Annotated in this window: 19 protein-coding genes, 2 tRNA genes and 1 rRNA gene; 9 read left to right on the forward strand and 13 right to left on the reverse strand. The window is 29.2% G+C overall.

The genetic code is table 11. From position 1 onward, the window contains the following. The first annotated feature begins 6 nt into the window (after positions 1-6). The 4 genes from rplS (at position 7) to CMOL_RS02345 (ending at position 2,616) form a co-directional block, all read left to right on the forward strand. Entirely contained in the window at positions 7-363 is a 357-nt protein-coding gene (gene rplS / locus CMOL_RS02330) for a 50S ribosomal protein L19 (RefSeq protein WP_200282307.1), read from the forward strand. 147 nt (positions 364-510) lie between these two features. Continuing rightward, positions 511-927 (forward strand): hydroxyisourate hydrolase, encoded by a 417-nt coding sequence (gene uraH / locus CMOL_RS02335; RefSeq protein WP_239820558.1) that lies wholly within the window; start codon positions 511-513, stop codon positions 925-927. A gap of 16 nt (positions 928-943) precedes the next feature. Next, positions 944-2,290, forward strand: coding sequence for a class II 3-deoxy-7-phosphoheptulonate synthase (locus CMOL_RS02340; RefSeq protein ID WP_239820559.1), 1,347 nt, complete (start codon positions 944-946; stop codon positions 2,288-2,290). Next, positions 2,284-2,616 (forward strand): arsenate reductase family protein, encoded by a 333-nt coding sequence (locus tag CMOL_RS02345; RefSeq protein ID WP_239820560.1) that lies wholly within the window; start codon positions 2,284-2,286, stop codon positions 2,614-2,616. Before CMOL_RS02340 ends, CMOL_RS02345 begins: the two co-directional genes overlap by 7 nt. A gap of 27 nt (positions 2,617-2,643) precedes the next feature. On the opposite strand, the gene CMOL_RS07805 is transcribed toward CMOL_RS02345, so the two are convergent. Then, positions 2,644-2,883 carry a SelT/SelW/SelH family (seleno)protein gene (locus tag CMOL_RS07805; RefSeq protein WP_255349559.1) on the reverse strand — a complete coding sequence of 80 codons (240 nt, stop codon included), beginning with the start codon at positions 2,881-2,883 and terminating at the stop codon, positions 2,644-2,646. A gap of 133 nt (positions 2,884-3,016) precedes the next feature. Between CMOL_RS07805 and dnaE the strand changes: the two genes are divergently transcribed. Further along, positions 3,017-6,619 (forward strand): DNA polymerase III subunit alpha, encoded by a 3,603-nt coding sequence (dnaE, locus tag CMOL_RS02350; protein ID WP_239820561.1) that lies wholly within the window; start codon positions 3,017-3,019, stop codon positions 6,617-6,619. A 2-nt stretch (positions 6,620-6,621) separates the two neighbouring features. Here dnaE and CMOL_RS02355 read toward each other — a convergent pair whose 3' ends face one another. The 5 genes from CMOL_RS02355 to CMOL_RS02375 are packed head-to-tail and all read right to left on the reverse strand — an operon-like array spanning position 6,622 to position 10,582. Further along, positions 6,622-7,248, reverse strand: coding sequence for a YggS family pyridoxal phosphate-dependent enzyme (locus CMOL_RS02355; RefSeq protein ID WP_239820562.1), 627 nt, complete (start codon positions 7,246-7,248; stop codon positions 6,622-6,624). 43 nt (positions 7,249-7,291) lie between these two features. Further along, the gene (flaC, locus tag CMOL_RS02360) at positions 7,292-8,041 is read right to left on the reverse strand and encodes a flagellin (protein ID WP_239820563.1); all 750 of its coding nucleotides are present in this window, start codon (positions 8,039-8,041) and stop codon (positions 7,292-7,294) included. A 38-nt stretch (positions 8,042-8,079) separates the two neighbouring features. After that, positions 8,080-8,550: a DUF4149 domain-containing protein gene (locus tag CMOL_RS02365; protein WP_239820564.1), complete on the reverse strand. Its 471-nt coding sequence runs from the start codon at positions 8,548-8,550 to the stop codon at positions 8,080-8,082. 47 nt (positions 8,551-8,597) lie between these two features. Beyond that, positions 8,598-9,398: a peptide chain release factor N(5)-glutamine methyltransferase gene (prmC, locus tag CMOL_RS02370; protein WP_200282343.1), complete on the reverse strand. Its 801-nt coding sequence runs from the start codon at positions 9,396-9,398 to the stop codon at positions 8,598-8,600. Next, entirely contained in the window at positions 9,395-10,582 is a 1,188-nt protein-coding gene (locus CMOL_RS02375) for a M48 family metallopeptidase (RefSeq protein ID WP_239820565.1), read from the reverse strand. The genes prmC and CMOL_RS02375 overlap by 4 nt, the downstream gene beginning before the upstream one ends. Positions 10,583-10,719: 137 nt before the next feature. On the opposite strand from CMOL_RS02375, the gene CMOL_RS02380 reads away from it, so the two are divergent. Next, positions 10,720-10,899 (forward strand): molybdenum cofactor biosynthesis protein, encoded by a 180-nt coding sequence (locus CMOL_RS02380; protein WP_239820566.1) that lies wholly within the window; start codon positions 10,720-10,722, stop codon positions 10,897-10,899. Between the two features lie 4 nt (positions 10,900-10,903). Here CMOL_RS02380 and mog read toward each other — a convergent pair whose 3' ends face one another. From mog to CMOL_RS02395, 3 genes are read right to left on the reverse strand one after another with little or no spacing between them, the layout of a single operon-like run. Then, complete coding sequence (gene mog / locus CMOL_RS02385) at positions 10,904-11,437, reverse strand: molybdopterin adenylyltransferase (protein WP_200282352.1); 534 nt, start codon at positions 11,435-11,437, stop codon at positions 10,904-10,906. Positions 11,438-11,462: 25 nt separating this feature from the next. Further along, entirely contained in the window at positions 11,463-12,452 is a 990-nt protein-coding gene (gene corA / locus CMOL_RS02390; RefSeq protein WP_200282355.1) for a magnesium/cobalt transporter CorA, read from the reverse strand. 45 nt (positions 12,453-12,497) lie between these two features. Then, the gene (locus CMOL_RS02395) at positions 12,498-13,259 is read right to left on the reverse strand and encodes a basic amino acid ABC transporter substrate-binding protein (protein WP_239820567.1); all 762 of its coding nucleotides are present in this window, start codon (positions 13,257-13,259) and stop codon (positions 12,498-12,500) included. A gap of 674 nt (positions 13,260-13,933) precedes the next feature. On the opposite strand from CMOL_RS02395, the gene CMOL_RS02400 reads away from it, so the two are divergent. From CMOL_RS02400 to CMOL_RS02410, 3 genes are all read left to right on the forward strand, one after another. Continuing rightward, positions 13,934-15,446, forward strand: a 16S ribosomal RNA gene (locus CMOL_RS02400). Positions 15,447-15,540: 94 nt separating this feature from the next. Then, positions 15,541-15,616, forward strand: a tRNA-Ala gene (locus CMOL_RS02405). A gap of 6 nt (positions 15,617-15,622) precedes the next feature. Then, positions 15,623-15,699 (forward strand) — tRNA-Ile (locus tag CMOL_RS02410). Positions 15,700-15,721: 22 nt separating this feature from the next. On the opposite strand, the gene CMOL_RS02415 is transcribed toward CMOL_RS02410, so the two are convergent. From CMOL_RS02415 to edd, 4 genes are read right to left on the reverse strand one after another with little or no spacing between them, the layout of a single operon-like run. Continuing rightward, the gene (locus tag CMOL_RS02415) at positions 15,722-17,218 is read right to left on the reverse strand and encodes a UDP-glucose--hexose-1-phosphate uridylyltransferase (RefSeq protein ID WP_239820568.1); all 1,497 of its coding nucleotides are present in this window, start codon (positions 17,216-17,218) and stop codon (positions 15,722-15,724) included. Then, the gene (locus tag CMOL_RS02420) at positions 17,215-18,456 is read right to left on the reverse strand and encodes a galactokinase (RefSeq protein ID WP_239820569.1); all 1,242 of its coding nucleotides are present in this window, start codon (positions 18,454-18,456) and stop codon (positions 17,215-17,217) included. Before CMOL_RS02420 ends, CMOL_RS02415 begins: the two co-directional genes overlap by 4 nt. Before the next feature lie 10 nt (positions 18,457-18,466). Continuing rightward, a complete protein-coding gene (locus CMOL_RS02425; RefSeq protein ID WP_239820570.1) occupies positions 18,467-19,090 on the reverse strand; it encodes a bifunctional 4-hydroxy-2-oxoglutarate aldolase/2-dehydro-3-deoxy-phosphogluconate aldolase in 624 nt (207 codons plus the stop codon). Positions 19,091-19,099: 9 nt separating this feature from the next. Next, positions 19,100-20,902 carry a phosphogluconate dehydratase gene (gene edd, locus CMOL_RS02430; RefSeq protein WP_239820571.1) on the reverse strand — a complete coding sequence of 601 codons (1,803 nt, stop codon included), beginning with the start codon at positions 20,900-20,902 and terminating at the stop codon, positions 19,100-19,102. Positions 20,903-20,976: the final 74 nt, after the last annotated feature.

The following is a 20,976-nucleotide window of genomic DNA, read 5'->3' on the forward strand; positions in this document are numbered from 1 at the left end:
ATTTTTATGAAAAACAAATACATAGAACAATTTGAAGCTAAGCAAATTGAGGGTAAAAATGTTCCAGAATTTCGTGCTGGAGATACTTTAAAGCTTGCAATTCGTATTAAAGAAGGCGATAAAACAAGAATTCAAAATTTTGAAGGCGTTTGTATCGCTAGAAGAGGCAATGGAGTAAGTGAAACTTTTATTGTTCGTAAAATTGGTGCTAATAATGTAGGCGTTGAAAGAATTTTCCCAATTTATAGTGAAAGCTTAGAGAGTATTACTGTGCTAAGAAAAGGCCGTGTTCGTCGTGCAAGATTATTTTATCTTAGAGATAGACGTGGGAAAGCAGCTCGCATTAAAGAACTTAAAAAATAATATTTACAACGATATTGTCGTTGTAAATATTTAATACTACTTATCTAAAAAATATCTTTTTAAATAATTTTTATTATTTGATTATGTTTGTTAATAATATTTTATTATAATCAAAATGTATTAAAATTATTTATTAAGGAGAAAAAAATGTTTTCGGTTAAAAAAATTATTGCATTTTTGGTTATTAGCGCTCCATTGCTTTTAAGTGCTGCACAGTATCAGCTCAGTACTCATGTTTTGGATATTGTTTCTGGAAAACCAGCACCTAAAGTTAAAGTAGAACTTTACAAAATGGAAAAAAATCAAAAATGGAAAAAAATAGGTGAAGAATTTACAAAAGATGATGGAAGAATAGGTGATTTTTTACCCTACAATGAACCAGAAAATAGAGTAAATGGAATTTATAAGCTTAAATTCTACACTAAAGATTATTATATGTCTCATAAAATTGATACATTTTATCCCTTTATAGAGGTTAGTTTTGAGCTTTCCAAAGATCAAAAACATTATCATGTTCCAATAACTCTTTCACCGTTTGGATATTCTACTTATAGAGGAAGTTGAGAATTAAAAATTTATTATGAAATGGAATATTAACTCTTGGAGAAAATATCCTGCAAAACAGCAACCTGTTTATCCAAATCGACAAGATTTGGATAAAGTTCTATCTAAACTCCAAAAATTACCACCTTTAGTATTTGCAGGTGAAGTTAAAGCTCTTCAAAATGACTTAATTAAAGTTTCACGAGGTGAAGCTTTTTTGCTTCAAGGTGGAGATTGTGCTGAAAGTTTTAAAAATTTTGGTGCTATTAATATACGCGATATGTTTAAAATTTTACTTCAAATGGCTATAGTTTTGACTTTTGCCGGCGGATGCCCTATTGTTAAGATCGGACGTATAGCGGGACAATTTGCAAAACCTAGAAGTAGTGATTTTGAAGAATTAAATGGAATAAGACTTCCTAATTATCGAGGGGATATTATCAATGATTTTAAATTTGATAAAGAATCAAGAATTCCTGATCCTAAGAGAATGTTAGAGGCTTATTATCAAAGTGCTACAACTTTAAATTTGTTACGTGGATTTGCTAAGGGTGGTTTAGCTGATTTACGTGAAGTTCATCGCTGGAATTTAGGTTTTTTAAAAAAAAATAAATTATATGAAAAATATGCACATATGAGTGAAAAAATTTCTGAAGCTTTAAATTTTATAGAAGCTTGTGGTATTAATATACAAGATACATCTACGCTTAAAGAAGTTAATATTTATACTTCTCATGAAGCTTTGCTTTTGCCTTATGAGGAATCTTTAACAAGAATAGATAGTTTAAGTGGAGAAATTTATGATTGTTCTGCTCATATGTTATGGTTGGGAGAAAGAACAAGATCTATTAATGAAGCGCATGTTCATTTTTTAAGCGGAATAAAAAATCCTTTAGGGGTAAAAATAGGACCCAATGCTAATGCCGAAGATATTTGTGCTTTAGCTCATTCTTTAAATCCAAAAAATGAAGAGGGTAGGTTAAATATTATCATTAGAATGGGTGCTGAAAAAATAGTCCAAAATTTACCTAAGATATTTACTAAACTTAAAAGAGAAGGAATTAATTTAATCTATAGTATTGATCCTATGCATGGTAATACTACAAAAATAGGAAATTATAAAACTAGAGAATTTGATAAAATTATTCAAGAGCTTAAATCTTTTTTTGAAATTGCTCATAGCGAAGGAATTTATCCAGGAGGAGTTCATCTTGAGATGACAGGACAAAATGTTACAGAATGTATAGGCGGTGCTTCGAATATTACTCAGCAAAAATTAAATAAGCGTTATGAAACCCAATGTGATCCAAGATTAAATGCTGATCAAGCTTTAGAGCTCGCATTTTTAATCGCAGATTTATTAAAAAGGAACAAGAAATGTTAAATTTTTATGGGATAAAAAATTGTAATAGTGTTAAAAAATCTCAAGAATTTCTTAAAAATGAAAAAATCGAATTTGAATTTTTTGATATTAAAAAACTTGATGAAAAAACTTTTGATTTTTGGATAGGGCAAAGAAATATTATTGATTTTGTAAATACAGCAGGTATCACTGCTAAGAAGATTGGATTAAATAAGGAAATGCTTACTTATTTAAGCAAAGATGAGTTAAAACAAGTGATATTAAATAACCCAAGTTGTATTAAACGCCCAGTAATAGAATTTCAAGGCAAAATTTATATCGGAAAAGAATATGAATCTTTAAAATAAAAACTATTTTAAAGATTCTAATATTTTTTACATTTTGTTAATCAAATCTGATATTTCTTTTTCATATGGAAATCTTTCATTTTCACAATTTATAAGATCCATTTTTGAAAAGATTATTTTTGAATCAACCTCTACAATAAAATCGCCCTTGTTGCCAATTTCAAATTCAATATGGATATTTTTAAAATTATTTTTTAATTCTTCTGCAACACGTGCAGCTTGAGGACGATAGTTTCAAAGATTACAATAAATAATTTTTACTCGCACTTTAATCTCCTTTTATTTAGATTTTTTATAATTATAATATATTTTTTAAATAATCTAGGAGAATAAATTCTTAAAAATTCAGGGATAAAGAACTATAATAAAAAATATATTTAGTGTATTTTAAGGATAATTAATGAGTCAATTTACCCATCTTCATTTGCATACCGAATATTCCTTACTTGATGGCGCTAATAAATTAAAAGAATTAGCAGATACCTTAAAAGAACAAGGAGTTACAAGCGTTGCTATGACAGATCATGGCAATATGTTTGGAGCTATTGATTTTTATCAAACGATGAAATCAAGAGGTATTAAACCGATTATAGGCTTAGAAGCGTATTTGCACAATCATGATGATATAAGCGATAAAAGCTCTAGGCAGCGTTTTCATCTTTGTTTGTATGCTAAAAATGAAATAGGTTATCAAAATTTAATGTACTTAAGTTCTCAAAGTTATATTCATGGGCTTTATTATTATCCACGTATTAATAAAAAAATCTTAGAAAAACATAGCGAAGGACTTATTTGTTCATCAGCTTGTTTACAAGGCGAGATTAATTGGCATTTAAATATCCAAAGTCAAAGAAATGCTCGTTTTGGTGCAAAAGGATATGATAGCGCTAAAGAAGCAGCACTGTGGTATAAAGATATTTTTAAAGACGATTTTTATTTAGAAATTATGAGACATGGTATTTATGATCAAAGATGTATCGATGATGATATTATAAGATTATCTAAAGAATTAAATATAAAAATTATAGCTACAAATGATACACATTATACTTTTAAAGAAAGAGCCGCAGCGCATGAAGTTTTTATGTGTATAGCAATGGGAAAGAAATTAAATGATCCTGATCGTATGCGTCATAGTGTGCATGAATTTTATGTAAAAACCCCTCAGCAAATGGCAGAACTTTTTTTAGATATCCCAGAAGCAATAGAAAATACACAAGAAGTAGCACAAAAGTGCAATTTGGAATTAAATTTAGGAAATCCAACTCCACCTAATTTTAAATTTACTAGAGAATATGCCAAAGAACACAACTTACAATTAAAAGATGAAAAGAAAGAATTTAGTTTTGATAATGATGATATTGTTTTTGAATACCTTTGCAATAAAGGTTTAGAAGAAAGATTAAAATTTATAGATCAAGATAGACACAAAGATTACAAAGAGAGATTACAAAGAGAGATTGAAATCATTAAAAATATGAAATTTTCAGGCTATATGCTTATTGTTCATGATTTTATAGCTGTTGCTAAAAGTAAAGGTATTCCAGTGGGACCAGGGAGAGGTTCTGCTGCCGGGAGTTTAGTGGCTTATTGTTTAAAAATCACAGATTTAGATCCTTTGCCTTATAGTTTGCTTTTTGAGCGTTTTTTAAATCCAGAGCGTGTTTCTATGCCAGATATTGACGTTGATTTTTGTCAGGATAGACGCGGTGAAGTTATTGATTATGTAATTGATAAATATGGTTCTGATAAAGTTGCACAAGTTATAACTTTTGGTAAGTTGTTGGCACGCGGAGTAATTAGAGATGTTGCTAGAGTATGTGATATGAGTATTCCTGATGCTGATGAGCTTGCTAAACTTATCCCTGAAGAGCTTAAAATTACTTTAGATAGTGCTTATGAAAAAGAGCCAAAAATCAAAGAATTTATTGATAGACACCCTAAGGGACATGAAGTTTGGGAATATGCAAAAGCCTTAGAAGGGCTTAATAGAAACGCAGGAATGCATGCAGCAGGCGTTGTTATTTCTAATGAAAGTTTATGGAAAAAAACTCCTCTTTTTAGGCAAAGCAAAAATGATGAAAGACATTTAGTAACACAGTATTCTAAGGATCATTTGGAAGATGTTGATTTGATTAAATTTGATTTTTTGGGTCTTAAAACTTTAACTGTTATTAATAATGCTATCAATCTTATAAAAAAGCGTTATAATAAAGAGATAATTTGGGAGAGTATTGATGTAAATGATCCAAAGGTTTATAAAACCATACAAAGTGGAAATACTTTGGGAATTTTTCAAATAGAATCAGATGGTATGCAGAGCTTAAATGCAAGACTTAAGCCAGAAAGATTTGAGGATTTAATTGCGGTGCTGGCTCTGTATCGTCCAGGACCTATGGAATCTGGAATGCTTGATGATTTTATTGATAGAAAACACGGTTTAAAAGATATAAAATATCCTTTTGATGTTTTAAAAGAAGTTCTAGAACCAACTTATGGGGTTATAGTTTATCAAGAACAAGTTATGCAAATAGTCCAAATTATCGGTGGATTTTCTCTAGGTGGAGCAGATGTTGTACGCCGTGCCATGGGTAAAAAAGATCCTGAAAAAATGAAAAAATTAAAAGACGAATTTGCAGATGGAGCTGAAAAACAAGGATATAATAGAAAAGAAGCCGAAGATCTTTGGGAACTTATTTTAAAATTTGCTGGATACGGTTTTAATAAGTCGCATTCTGCAGCTTATGCTCTCATTACATTTCAAACTGCTTATTTGAAAACTTATTATCCTAGTGAATTTATGGCTGCACTTTTAACAAGTGAAGAAAATAATGTTACTAAAATTGCTGTTTATATAGATGAGATGAAAAAAATGAATATTAAACTTTTGCCACCTTCTATTAATAAGGCTATACGTGAATTTAGCGCTATAGAACAAGAAGATGGAAAAGATGCGATTGTTTATGGTTTAGGAGCGATTAAAAGTGTAGGAATTCCAGCAGTTGAAAATTTAATTGAAGCTAGAGAAAGTGGAGAATTTAAAGATATTAATGATTTTTTAGGCAAGATAGAACCTTCGAAAATTAATAAAAGAGCATTAGAAAGTCTCATTAAAGCCGGTGCTTTTGATGAATTTGGCTATACACGTAAATGTTTATTTGATAATTTAGAAAACCTTTCAGAAGGTTCAAGGAAAATGGCTGAAGTAAGAAAAAATGCAGCAAGCTCACTTTTTGGAGAAGAAGAGCTTTCTAGTGGTTTACAAGCGAATTTCATTGTTAAAAATGATGAATTTGAAATCATGGAAAAACTTGATTTTGAAAAAGAAATTCTAGGAATTTATGTTTCAGGACATCCTTTAGATCGTTTTTATGAAGAGTTCAAGGATTTAGATTATGTAAAAAGTATAGATTTTTCATCGCTTAAGGGTAGTGGAGAAATATTGAGTATCGGAAAGATAGAAGGTTTTAAAACCATGATGAGTAAAAATAATAAACGTTATGGTAAGCTTGAAATTTTAGATTTTTATTCCGCCTTCGATGTAACTGTTTTTGAATCTAATATAGAAGAATTGGACAATATTTTAAAAGATGAGGAATTAAAAAACAGGGCTTATGGATTTTTATTGAGTTATAAATCTGATGAAGGTAAGGTTGATAGTTTCGCTTTAAGATCAATTAAAAAGATAGAGGAACTTAAAGAGGGAGATTTTAAGGCAATTAAGAAATTTTCGACTAAAAAAATAATTAAAGAAAATAAAGATTTTACCGAAGAACCTAAAGAATTTGAAAAAAATATTATTGAACTTGATATTTCTAAATTAAATCGTGAATTAATTTATGAAATTCATGATATAGCAAGAAATGCACACAATCCAAATGAAAAAGGGAATCGAAAACTTGTTTTAAAAATTATTAGTGCTGGTTCTTGTTTGCTTTATCATACTGATTTTATTATTTCTGAAAATATAAGTCAAAAGATTATTGAAAAATATGCCGGATGATTTTAATTTTTAAATAAAATACTTCCTAATCTAACCATATTTGAGCCGCATTTGATTGCGAGCTCAAAATCATTACTCATCCCCATAGAACAAATTTTTGCACCATATTTTTGTAATTTTTCATAAATTTTAAATGTAATTTCAAAGCTTTTTATTATTTGATTTTGATCTTGTTCATTAGCACCTATACTCATAACACCGCAAAGATTTAAATTTGGGCACTCTTCTTGAATTTGTAAATATTCTTCTATTGCTCTATTTAAGTCAATTCCATTTTTATTTTTTTCTTTAGCACTGTTGATTTCAAGTAAAGTATCAAGTCTATAATTAAGTCTTTGATTTACAGCTTGAGCGATTTTTAAACCATTGCAGGATTGCCAAAGAATAGGTTTTTGTTTAATTAAAAGATTAATTTTGTTACTTTGTAAATTTCCTATAAAGTGCCATTTAATATTTAAATTTTCTTTATCAAGCTCTTGTTTTTTTTGTGACAAGGCTTGAACTTGGTTTTCTCCGAAATCTACAATTCCAAGATTAAAAAATTTTTTAATTGTATTAGAGTCTGTATATTTACTTGCGGCAACTAAATGAATATTTTTTGTTTTTTCTAAAATTTGTTTTAATATCATAAGATATATTTTGTTTAAAGCCTTATAAAAAAAGGCTTTAAAATTATTGTAATAAGTTTGCAATTTTACTTTGTAATTGCATATTAGATTGAGCTGCTACAAAAGCTGCCGCATTTTCTTTTAAATAGTTAGTGTTAAAATCATTAATATTTTTAGCCATATCATTATTTAAAAGATTATTTTCAGCCGCTTTTGTATTTATACTATTTTGAACACTAGAATTAATATTTGAAGTAATTGCGTTGATACCAGAACCAATTTCGCTTCTAAGACTGCCAAGTTGATCCATAAAATTAGTAATACTATCTTGATTATCTATACTAAGACCTGCTGTAGAAAGCGAATTTAGATTAGTAGTTTCAGTACTATTTCCTACTACAAAGCTCATAGTTTGAAATACATTTTTACCATTATAAGTTGCATTATTAAAAGAATCATTAATAGAATCTTGAATTCTTGTAGCTTCTGTTCTTAGCATATTCTTTTGAGAATCATTCAAGGCAGCATTATTCATTTTAACTGAAAGCTCGTTTAGTCTATCGGCACTTTGAGAAATATTTGTTAAACTAGCATCAGCAATTTGCAATACACCGATAGCATCATAAGCATTTGCGATTCCTTGATCTATTGTGCTAAATTGAGATCTTAAAGAATCAGCAATAGCTAAATTTGCACTATCAACTCCACTAATTGCACGAACAGCAGCAATATTTTCTAGGGCTTTATCACTAGCTTTTTGAGCATTATTTAAATAATAATTTTGTTGCATCATAGTTGCATCGGAAATCATCATAGCGTGCCTCCTTGTTTATTTAAAATTTTTTGATTATATCATTTTTTGTCTATTTTAAAACTTAAAAAATATAAAAATACTTGAGATATTAGAATTATTTTTAAAGTAATTTCGCTTGCGCTATGTATGCTAGAAAATTTATTGCTAATAGTTGCTTGTTCACCTAATTTTTGCATCGAGATAATTTGTTCAGTAAAATGAAATACAAAAATTAAACTTAAAATTAAAATAATTAAACTTAAAATTAATTTTGAAAATTTAATTTTAAAATTAATTTTTTCTTTAAAATAGAAAAAAACTTCAAATAAAATATTTATACTTGAAACAATAAGTAGCAAATATCCCATTTTTATGAAAATTTGCGTCATTAAAATTCCACTTTGGTAATGATTTAAAATTCCATCTCCAAGAAAATTTTTAGGATAAAAAATAATAGGTGCGACAATCACCCCAAGTATAAGCTCTATGCCTATCATAGCAGCAAGTAAAAATAAATTAACAGCTTTCATTTTCTCCACTTTTTGTTTTAATTTTTGATTATCTTAGCATAATAATTTTAGTTTTGAGTAAATTTTGCAACAAAAACTCGATCATGTCCAGCTTCGTCTTTAAAAAATAAATTTGAAAAATGATATTTTTTTAAAATTTTATTTAAAACTTTTTTTTGATCATAGCCAAATTCACAAGCTATAAATTTTACCTTTTTTGAGTAAGCAAACTGAATAATTTTCTCTAAAATTTCATAACCTTTTTCTCCGCCAAATAAGGCTTCTTTAGGTTCGCTTTGAACCCAAATATCTATAGGATAGGAATTTTTAATATAGGGAGGATTTGAAAAAATAAAGTCATAATTATCTTTTAAAGTTGAAAAATCGCAAAGTTTGAAATCGATTTGTTTTTCTACTCCATGAATTTTTGCATTTTTTTTAGCAAGTTCTAGTGCTTTGGGATTAATATCACAAGCAGTAAGATTGATTTTGAGCTCTTTGGCCAATATAATACTTAAAATTCCACTACCAAATCCTATTTCTAAAATATTTTTAAATTGATGAGTTTTGCACAAATTTAAAATTTGATTCAATAATATTTCTGTGTCATATCTAGGTATTAATACACCTTTATTTATTTTAAAATCTAATCCCCAAAAATTTACTTTTTCAAAAATATATTCAAATGGTTCTCCCTTGTTAAATCGATCAATAAGTTGAAAATATATTTTTGGATCAAAATTTAAATCCTGATTTAAAAAAAGCCACGTTTTATCTTTATTTAAATATTCACAAAGTATAAAAGTAGCTTCATTTTCATAGCCTTTTAGTTTAGATTTTGCTTGATTTAGGGCTTCTTTTATAGTCAAGAAAGAGCCTTAATTCTATCATAAATGCTTGGATGACTAAGATAAAAAAAACTATAAATTTTACTTGTTTTAATAAAAGCTTTATTCTCTCTTGCTAAAGCCATTAAAGCATTCTTCATATCTTCTTTATTGGTGACTTTGGCTCCATGTAAATCAGCTGCAAATTCATTTTTTCTACTTAAAAAATTAATCAAAGGTGAAATAATAAAACTAAATACATTACCAAAAATTAACAAAAGAGCAAAAACTCCAGCACTAATATTGTCTAGATGTGTTTGTGTGTATAAAATTTTTGGTAAATGCGCAAAAATGAAGAAAAGCAAAAGCATCATAAAAGCACTGCTAAATAGATTTTTTATAATATCTTTGTGAACAAAGTGTCCAAGTTCATGGCCTAAAACAGCTAAAAGTTCCCTTTCATTAAGCGCTTTTAATAGGGTATCAAAAAGCACAACTCTTTTATTTTTAAAAAGTCCTCCAAAATAAGCATTTAAACGTTTGTCTCTTTTGCTTGCATCCATAACATAAATTCCATTTGCATTAAAACCACATTTTTGCATTAAGGAAGAAATTTTATTTTGTAAATTTTCATCTTCTAATTTTTGAATTTTATTAAATATGGGAGCTATGAGAGTAGGATAAATGATATTTATAAGCAAAATAACAAAAAATGAGAATATAAACGCAGCAATCCACCATAATGATTTAAAAAAATCATAACAAAAAAGCAAAGCGTAGATGATTAAAAAACCAAATATTATGGTTAAGAGTATGCTTTTTATATTATCTTGGATGAAAATTTTTAAAGTCATATTTGAAAATCCGTGAGCTTTATCTTTTACAAAATGTTCATAAAAACTAACTGGCAAATTTGCAATACTTATTATAATTAAAAATATTAATAAGAATAAAGTGTTTTCAAAACGAGAATTTTCTTGAATAATAAAATTTTTAAGAAAATAAAAACCAAAACTAAGCCAAATGGTATTGATAAAAAATGAATATAAATTGGAAAAAAATTTAAATTTTTCATTTTCTATAGCAATATTAGCTGCTTTTTTATAATCATTTTCATCTAAAATCTCTGCTTTTTTCTGCTTTTCTTGCTTTAAAAAACAAATTTGCTGATAAGAAATAAAAGATAATATAGCTGTATAAAGAAATAAAATTGCAATTAAAATCATATTTTTCCTTGAAAATAAAAATATTTTTGTTTTAAATTCTAACTTAAAATCATGAAATAAAGTTAATCATTTTAAAGAAATTATTGGTACAATATATGAAAATTATTGTTAAAATTTTAATATTTTTAGGATGAAAAATGTTCAATAAAAAAGCACCCCAAAAACAAAATTTAAAAAATAAAATTTCATTTAATGATGTTATTTTAGATGATAGGCTTTTTGATTTTACCCGTAAAATTCAAAAAATAAGTAAAGATGAAGCCAGTGCAAGTTTACTAGCTAGACAACTTAGTAAACTTATTAAGGCCAATCGATAATTATTTAACATTTCTTGGGGCGAAAAATTTTAATTATTTCATCATTATTTTCTATATATGATCCTCCGATTAAATCTATACAATATGGAATTGCTGGAAATATAGGTTTTAAGCATTCCATTATAGCTTTAGGATTTCCTGGGAGATTTACTATAAGAGTTTTATTACGAATTCCTGCAGTTTGTCTTGATAGTATTGCAGTAGGGACATATTTTAAACTTTCTAAACGCATTAATTCTCCAAAACCAGGCATCATTTTATCACATACAGCTTCAGTTGCTTCTGGGGTTACATCTCGCAATGCAGGTCCTGTTCCACCACTTGTTATAATTAAATCACATTTTTTTTCATCGCTTAAATAAAGTAATTTTTGTATGATTAAATCATAATCATCTGGAATAAGTTCTTTAAAATAATCAATTTTATTTTTTATAAAAGATGTGAGTATTTTTTCAACTTCGCTTGTTGCTTTATCTTCATATATCCCGCTACTAGCACGATCGCTTAGGGTTAAAATTCCAATTTTTATTGTATCCATAATAATATTCTCCTTAACTTAAATTTTAAAGCCAACCCTTTTTTTTAAAGATAATTACGGGTAGTATAATAGAAATAATCATGATAAAAAGCACAATAGGATAGGCATAATGCAGATCAAGTTCTGGCATAAATTTAAAATTCATCCCATAGATTGTTCCAATAAGTGTTGGTGGCATCATGGCAACTGTTGCAACTGTGAAAAGTTTGATAATTTTATTTTGTTCTATATTAACTTGACTTGCTAAAATTGTTTGTATATTATCTAAAATATTAAGCTGGGAAACGCTAAATTCAACTAAAGAATTTAAGTCTTTAAGAACTATAGTTAAATTTTGCTTGATATCTTTATCTATTTTATCGCTTTTTAATAAAGAAGTCATTGCTCTTCTTTTATCGAAAAGAGAATCTCTAACGCACATATTTGACTCTTGTAAGCTAGAGATATCTTTTAGCATTGAATCGTAACTATATTCATCTTTTTTTTCTAAGACACTTACTCTTAAGCCTCTTGCTTCTTTATCTATCCATTCTAATAGATCTGCATCTTTTTCTACACGCACTTCAAACATTTTATCAATGATATCATATCCATCTTCAAAATTTTTAGGACTCGCAAGTATTCTAGCTTGGATTTCTTCAAAAGTATTAAATTCGCTATATCTTATTGTAAATAAAATATTTTTAGCTGTAGTAAAAGTTACTACTTCTGTGCTAAGATTTCTAGGGCTAACTTTATTTTCATTATGCTTATAATCTCTGATCAAAAAATGCGCATTAATGGTAATTGTTGCATTATCTTCCCAATATTTTGCACTAAGTTCTATTTCTTGACTTTCCTCTTTAGTTGGAAATTCAAGATCAAATTTATTAGCGATAAAAGTGATTTCAGCTATACTTGGCTGAAGCAAATCTATCCATAAGATATTTTCGGGTAGTTTTTGTACATTTTCATCTAAATTAAAGCAAATTCTTTGCACTAAGGCATTTTCTGTTTTAGTATAGATATAAAGCATAATAATTCCTTAAAACACAATGTTTGTATTTTTTTTGATATTTCATTATAAATCATATTTTTTTAAAAGTTTATCATAAGTCCCATCAGTTTTTAATTCATCGATGCCTTTGTTAAATCGTGCTAATGCCTCTTTTTGTTTATCTTTATCAAAAGCAAAACTAAAGCCTTCGCTATCATCATTTTCTTGATAAAAACTTACAAGTTCCGGATTTTCAGCAAGAAAACCTTTTGCTGCATCTTGATCTATAATAATAGCATCAATTTTACTGTTTTTTAAAGCCAAAATAGCAATATTTAAATCTTTATTAGCTTGAATTTCTGCATTTTTGATTTTTTTTGCGGCATTTTCTTGTAATGTTCCAAGTTGCACACCTATTTTTTTACCTTCTAAATCATTTTTGGAGCTAATTTCATTATTAGTTTTTAATTTAATATAAAGATTTTTACTTTTGAAGTAAGGTTGTGTAAAATCAACACTTTTTCTTCTTTCATCAGTTGCGCTCATAGCAGAAGCAATCATATCAATTTTTCCAGCTTTTAAAGCAGGGATTAAACCATCAAAACTAGTTTGAATCCAAGTAATTTTTATATTTTCTTTTTTTCCTATAGCATCTACTAAATCTGTATCAAAGCCAGTAAGAATTGAATTTTCTTTGTAGTTAAAAGGCTTGTAATTAGGATCTGTTCCTACTTTTAAACTAAGAGTTGTGTTTGATTCTGTTTGATTGTCATTTTTATTTTTTTGACAAGCTGCAAAAAATAAACTCATCAAAATAATACAAAAAGCAATAAATATTTTTTTCATTAAAAAATCTCCTATATTCTGTAAATTTAATAATTTTTTGTAATTATAATATTTTTTTTGTAAATTATTTAAGATTTAATTTTATAAATTGATTAAAAATTATAATTATTTTGGCAAATAAAATGGCTAATTTAATTTTTTATTATACATTATACTTTAAATTTTCATAAAAATATAAATAAAATACTTTAAACCCCCTTTAAGCTTAATTAGTTATACTTTCATTTCCTTTTTTAGAAGGGCTTAAAATCTTAAAAGAAGTTTCACAAATATTATTAGAATAAATTATAGTTTTAATTTTTAATTAAAGCTTTGCTTTAATTTATAATTATTAAAATATTTTTTATTTTAAAGTTATTATTAAAAATAAAACTTCTAATATAATCATTATAAATGTTTTAATTTAAAAGATTAAAAAGTATTTTATTTTTTAATGATTTAAAAAGATTTTTTGTTTTTGTTCTTTTAATTTAATATTGTTATTCAAATCTTATAGTCAATCTTTGAAATCTAAATAAGTGATCGATTGAGCCAGATTAATAGATTTATTATTTTATAATCAATAATAAATCAAAATTTATATTAATTATTAGGGTTAATAAAGTTTTCTTTATTAATCTAAAATATATTAAATACTTTTTCTTTGAAGAAAAAGATTAAACTTTTCTATAATTTTTATGGAGAGTTTGATCCTGGCTCAGAGTGAACGCTGGCGGCGTGCCTAATACATGCAAGTCGAACGATGAAGCTTTTAGCTTGCTAGAAGTGGATTAGTGGCGCACGGGTGAGTAAGGTATAGTTAATCTGCCCTACACTGGGGGACAACAGTTGGAAACGACTGCTAATACCCCATACTCCTACTTAACATAAGTTGAATAGGGAAAGTTTTTCGGTGTAGGATGAGACTATATAGTATCAGCTAGTTGGTAAGGTAATGGCTTACCAAGGCTATGACGCTTAACTGGTCTGAGAGGATGATCAGTCACACTGGAACTGAGACACGGTCCAGACTCCTACGGGAGGCAGCAGTAGGGAATATTGCGCAATGGGGGAAACCCTGACGCAGCAACGCCGCGTGGAGGATGACACTTTTCGGAGCGTAAACTCCTTTTCTTAGGGAAGAATTCTGACGGTACCTAAGGAATAAGCACCGGCTAACTCCGTGCCAGCAGCCGCGGTAATACGGAGGGTGCAAGCGTTACTCGGAATCACTGGGCGTAAAGGGCGCGTAGGCGGATTATCAAGTCTCTTGTGAAATCTAATGGCTTAACCATTAAACTGCTTGGGAAACTGGTAATCTAGAGTGAGGGAGAGGCAGATGGAATTGGTGGTGTAGGGGTAAAATCCGTAGATATCACCAAGAATACCCATTGCGAAGGCGATCTGCTGGAACTTAACTGACGCTAAGGCGCGAAAGCGTGGGGAGCAAACAGGATTAGATACCCTGGTAGTCCACGCCCTAAACGATGTACACTAGTTGTTGGGGTGCTAGTCATCTCAGTAATGCAGCTAACGCATTAAGTGTACCGCCTGGGGAGTACGGTCGCAAGATTAAAACTCAAAGGAATAGACGGGGACCCGCACAAGCGGTGGAGCATGTGGTTTAATTCGAAGATACGCGAAGAACCTTACCTGGGCTTGATATCCTAAGAACCTTATAGAGATATGAGGGTGCTAGCTTGCTAGAACTTAGAGACAGGTGCTGCACGGCTGTCGTCAGCTCGTGTCGTGAGATGTTGGGTTAAGTCCCGCAACGAGCGCAACCCACGTATTTAGTTGCTAACACTTCGGGTGAGCACTCTAAATAGACTGCCTTCGTAAGGAGGAGGAAGGTGTGGACGACGTCAAGTCATCATGGCCCTTATGCCCAGGGCGACACACGTGCTACAATGGCATATACAATGAGACGCAATACCGCGAGGTGGAGCAAATCTATAAAATATGTCCCAGTTCGGATTGTTCTCTGCAACTCGAGAGCATGAAGCCGGAATCGCTAGTAATCGTAGATCAGCCATGCTACGGTGAATACGTTCCCGGGTCTTGTACTCACCGCCCGTCACACCATGGGAGTTGATTTCACTCGAAGCCGGAATACTAAACTAGTTACCGTCCACAGTGGAATCAGCGACTGGGGTGAAGTCGTAACAAGGTAACCGTAGGAGAACCTGCGGTTGGATCACCTCCTTTCTAGAGTACAAAGTAATAAGTCTCACAACTATTACTTCATATAAACTCAATCGTCCTTGTTTAGATTTCAAAGATTGATGAAAAGCTAATTTATGGGGAATTAGCTCAGCTGGGAGAGCGCCTGCTTTGCACGCAGGAGGTCAGCGGTTCGATCCCGCTATTCTCCACCATGATAAGGGCCTATAGCTCAGCTGGTTAGAGTGCACCCCTGATAAGGGTGAGGTCACAAGTTCAAGTCTTGTTAGGCCCACCATTAAATAATAATATTAAATTTTTTAACTATTTTGTAAGGTATTTATAAATTTTTCAAAAGCTCTCATTCCTTTTTGATCGCGTTTAAATACTCCGCAGTTTTTCAATACTTCTAAAAATGATTGTGATATTTCTCTTTTTAAAATTTTTTCTATATTATTGTTATTAATATTTTTGTATTTAGGTAGGAAATGTTGAACCCATTGAGCATGCTTTTTGATTTTTTCATTATGATTTATATTTTTATCATTAAGGATATAATCACTTAAAAGTTTTAATTCTTCTTTAAGCCTAGGTGGTAAAATAGCTAATCCCATAACTTCTATAAGTCCTATATTTTCTTTTTTTATATTGTGCAGATGTTCATGCGGATGAAAAATGCCAAATGGATGATTTTTATCTGTTCTGTTATTTCTTAAAACTAAGTCTAGTTCAAATTTGGAATTTTTAATTCTTGCAATAGGAGTTATGGTATTGTGATATGTATTTTGAGTTTTTGCTAAAATATTCACACTTTTGTCGCTATAATTTTTCCATTTTTTTAAAATAAAATTTGCAAGTTCTATCAATTTTTTATCATCTTTACCTGAAATTCTTATAACAGACAATGGCCATTTAACAATAGCAAAATCTATATTTTCAAAATTTTTAATTTTATACCTTTTTTCTATTTTTGCATTATTAATGGCAAAAATATGGCTACCTCCTTGAAAATGATCATGGCTTAAGATAGAACCTCCAACTATAGGTAAATCAGCATTTGATCCTATGAAGTAATGAGGAAATATTTTTAAAAAATCAAATAATCGTTTAAAAGTTTTTTTACAAATTTTCATGGGTGTATGTTTTTGATTAAGAATAATACAATGTTCTTTATAATAAATATAAGGCGAGTATTGAAAAAACCAATTTTCATTAGCAAGTTTTATAGGTATAATTCTTAAATTTTGCCTAGCAGGATGATGATAATTTCCCGAATAATATTCATTTTCTTTACATAAGAGACATTGAGGATAATTGATATTTTCATTTTCTTTAGCTTGAGCAATTGCTTTTGGATCTTTTTCTGGTTTTGAAAGATTTATTGTAATTTCCAGCTTTCCATAACTACTTTGGGTTTGCCATTTTATATTTTTTTTAATTTGATCGACATTGATATAATTACAGCTTTGGTTAAATTGATAAAAAAAATCACTAGCTTTTTTTGGACTTTTTTGATAGTATTGTTTAAATTGAGAAATTAATTCGCTAGGTTTAGGTGTTAAAAGTCCTATGATTTTAACACAAAATAAAGATCTTGATATATTATCATTTTTACAAAGTTTATTTTCGCAAGCATAATCTAGCAGAGCATTTAAAATCTCATTAAGTTTCATTTTAGGTATTTTTTTTCCTTGTTTGTATTCTTGCAATCCAAAAAGATCAATTAGACTATTTATGTGAAAAATTTTATCCTCTTGTTTGATGAGTTTTTTTTTCAAGGAATATAAAATTAGTTGATCAATAAGAGTGTAAATCATAGTTTTGTTACACCTATATTTCTTATATTTAATATATGACAAGAATCTTGGCCAAAAATATTTTTCATACTTTCTTTATATTCTTGAACAAGTTCCAAAGGTATATAAGCTTGAATTGTCCCTGCAAAACCTCCACCATGAACTCTACTTACGCCTTTATCTTTTAAAATTTTTTCACTCAAAGCTAAAGCTAAAGCTAAATTTTGTTCCAAAGGTTTAGATAAAGAAAAAATATTTTGCAAAAATTTAAATGATGAATTTCCAGAATCTCTAATAAGATTTTTAAAAGTTTCAAAATCATTATTTTTTAAAGCTTGAGCTTCTTTGAATGCATTTTGATTATCTTTAAAAAAATGTATAGCACGCAAAATGGCTCTGTCGTGAATTTTTGTTCTTAATGAGGCAATATTATTAAAAAAATCTTTTTCATTTACTTCTCTTAAAACTTTTTTATTAAAAGCTTTTGCAACAAGTTGCATTTCTTTAGTGATTGAAATATAATCAGAAGTTAAATCTATGTGATTTCCTTTAGTATTGACAATACATAAAAGATAATTACAATTCGAAAAATCAAAATTTATCTTTTCTATAATAGGTTTTTGAGGATCTTTAAAATCCATAAAAGAAAATCCTCCTATAGCACTAGCCATTTGATCCATTAAACCGCAAGATTTTCCAAAATAAACATTTTCTGCATATTGGCTTATTAACGCTATTTGAGTTGGTGGAATATTAGCATTGTTAAATTCATAATTTAAAATTGTGCCAATTAAATTTTCAAAAGCAGCTGAAGAAGAAAGACCTGAGCCTTTTACAACATCTGAAGTGATATAGGCATCAAAACCTTTTACATTATAGCCCAAATCTTTAAATTTAGAACAAATTCCTTTTATTAAAGCTTCTGAACTTCCAATTTCATTTGAATTAAAAGTAAGATTATTTAATTTGATTTCTTTTAATTTAAAACTTTCAGAATTAATACAAATTGCATCACTATTGTTGGGGGTAGCTACTGCAATAATATCTAAATTTACAGCAGCTGCTAAAACCATACCATGTTGATGATCGGTATGATTTCCTCCTATTTCTGTTCTACCAGGTGAAGAGTAAAAATTAAAATTATCATGCTTAGGATAATATTTTTTAAAAGCCTCTAAAGCTTTTAAATATCTTTGTTCTTGTTGAGCTAAAAATTCTTCTTTATATATTTTTTTAAGATTTTGATTTAGTTTTTGCATTTAAAATCATTTATAAAATTTGTCCCAAACTTTGTTTAGCGATTTGAGTGATTTGATTCCATTTTTTATCTAAAATCAATTCTTTAGGAGTAAGCCAAGACCCTCCAACACAAAGAACATTATCTAATTTTAAATAATCATTCATATTATCAAGGCTAATACCTCCTGTAGGGCAAAATTTAATTTCTTGAAAAGGAGCAGAAAATGACTTTAACATATTAATGCCTCCTGCAGCTTGAGCAGGAAAAAATTTTAAATTTTTAAAACCAAATTCAAGGGCAAGCATTAATTCACCAGCAGTTGCAATACCTGGAATTAAAGGTAAATCAATATTTCTTGCTTCTTTAGCAAATACAACATTTAATCCTGGGCTTATAGCAAATTTAGCTCCTGCATTTTTTACTTCTTCTAACATCTTGGTATTTAATACTGTTCCAGCTCCTACAACTGCTTCTGGAATTTCTTTTGATATGAGTTTTATAGCTTCAATAGCTTCTTGAGTACGTAAAGTGATTTCTAAAATTTTAATCCCTCCTTCAATTAAAGCTTTTGCTAAATCTACGCTTGTTTTTAAATCATAAATAGTTATAACTGGAATGATTTTACTTACTTCTAAAATTTCTTTTGTTTGCATTGTGTCTCCTTATTTAAAATATCCACCAAAACTCATTGCACCTGTTTCAGCACTCGAAGTTTGAGTTCTAAATCCAGCGAAAAGTTCTCTTCCGCAACCAAAAATTTCTTCTTTTTCTAACTTAGGTATTTTTCTTTCCTTCCATTCTTTTTCATCGATAAGAATTTCAAGTATTCCATTTTTTGCATCAAGTAATAACATATCCCCATCTTTAATTTTAGCAATATTACCATCAAGTAAAGCTTCTGGACTCATATGGATTGCTGCTGGAACTTTTCCAGAAGCCCCTGACATTCTTCCATCTGTAACAAGCGCAACTTTAAAACCTTGATCTTGCAAAATTCCTAAAGGTGGAGTGAGTTTGTGAAGTTCTGGCATACCGTTGGATCTTGGTCCTTGATAAGGTAAGACAGCTATAAAATCTTTTTGTAATTCTTTATTTTGAAATTTATTTAAAAATTCTTGCTGGGAATGAAATACCATAGCAGGAGCTTTAATGATTTGATGTTCTTCTTTAACAGCTGAAATTTTAATAACAGCTCTTCCTATATTTCCTTTTAAAATTCTAACACCACCATTTTTAGAAAATGGATTTTCTATATTTCTTAAAATATTTTCTTCTTTGCTTGCTTTTATCCCATCCTTATAGATGAGCTTTCCATCAATTAAGAAAGGATTTTTAGTGTAAGTTTGCATTCCTTGACCCATTACCGTATTAGCATCATCATGCAATAAACCTTCTTTTAAGAGTTCATTAATCACAAAGGCTAAACCTCCAGCAGCTTCAAATTGATTGACATCGGCTTTACCATTAGGATAAACTCTTGCTAAAAGTGGAGTAATATTTGAAATAGCGTCAAAATCATCCCAATTAATGATTATTCCTGCTGCACGAGCTATAGCAACTAAGTGAATAGTATGATTTGTAGAGCCACCAGTAGCCATAAGTCCTATCATAGCATTAATGATATTTCTTTCATCAAGTAACTCTCCTATAGGTAAAATTTTATTTTGAGCCATATGATTTGCAGCTTCTTTGACTAAAGCCTCTCTTAAAGATGTATTCGGATTTATGAAGGCAGAGTTAGGTAAGTGCAGTCCCATAAATTCCATCATCATTTGATTTGAATTGGCTGTTCCATAAAAAGTACATGTTCCTATATCATGATACGATTTCATTTCGCTTTCTAAGAGTTTATCACGTGAAATTTTTCCCTCAGCAAAAAGTTGTCTCGTTTTTGATTTTTCATCATTAGAAATTCCACTCGTCATAGGGCCAGAAGGCACAAAAATACTCGGTAAATGACCAAAACTTAAAGCTCCAATTAAAAGTCCAGGAACGATTTTATCACAAACCCCCAAATAAAACGCTCCATCAAAAACATTATGTGAAAGTGCTATAGCTACACTCATAGCTATGACATCTCTTGAAAATAGACTAAGTTCCATCCCATCATAACCTTGAGTGATTCCATCACACATAGCAGGTGTTCCGCCGGCAAATTGTCCAAATGCATGATTTTTAAAAAGTTCTTGTTTAATTATATCTGGATAATTTTTAAAGGGTTGGTGTGCTGAGAGCATATCATTATAAGCTGAAACTATGGCAAAATTTAAATCTTTGTTTTCTTTGATTCTTTCTTTAATATGTTTAGGTATACTAGCATAAGCATGAGCTAAATTTGCACATCCAAGATCTTTTCTTTGAATTTTACCTTTATGGGTTTGAATACGTTCTAAATATTGTTCTCGTGTTTTTTTACTACGTTCTTTTACTTTTTGAGTTATTTGTTTAATTTTATTTAATGCCATGTTTATCCTTTATTTAAAATTTATGTTTTTCATTGTAGCATTTTTTATGTTTAATTATGCCATAATTTTAGATA

It is taken from the genome of Campylobacter sp. RM10537 (assembly GCF_022369435.1).
Taxonomy (GTDB): Bacteria; Campylobacterota; Campylobacteria; order Campylobacterales; family Campylobacteraceae; genus Campylobacter_D; species Campylobacter_D molothri.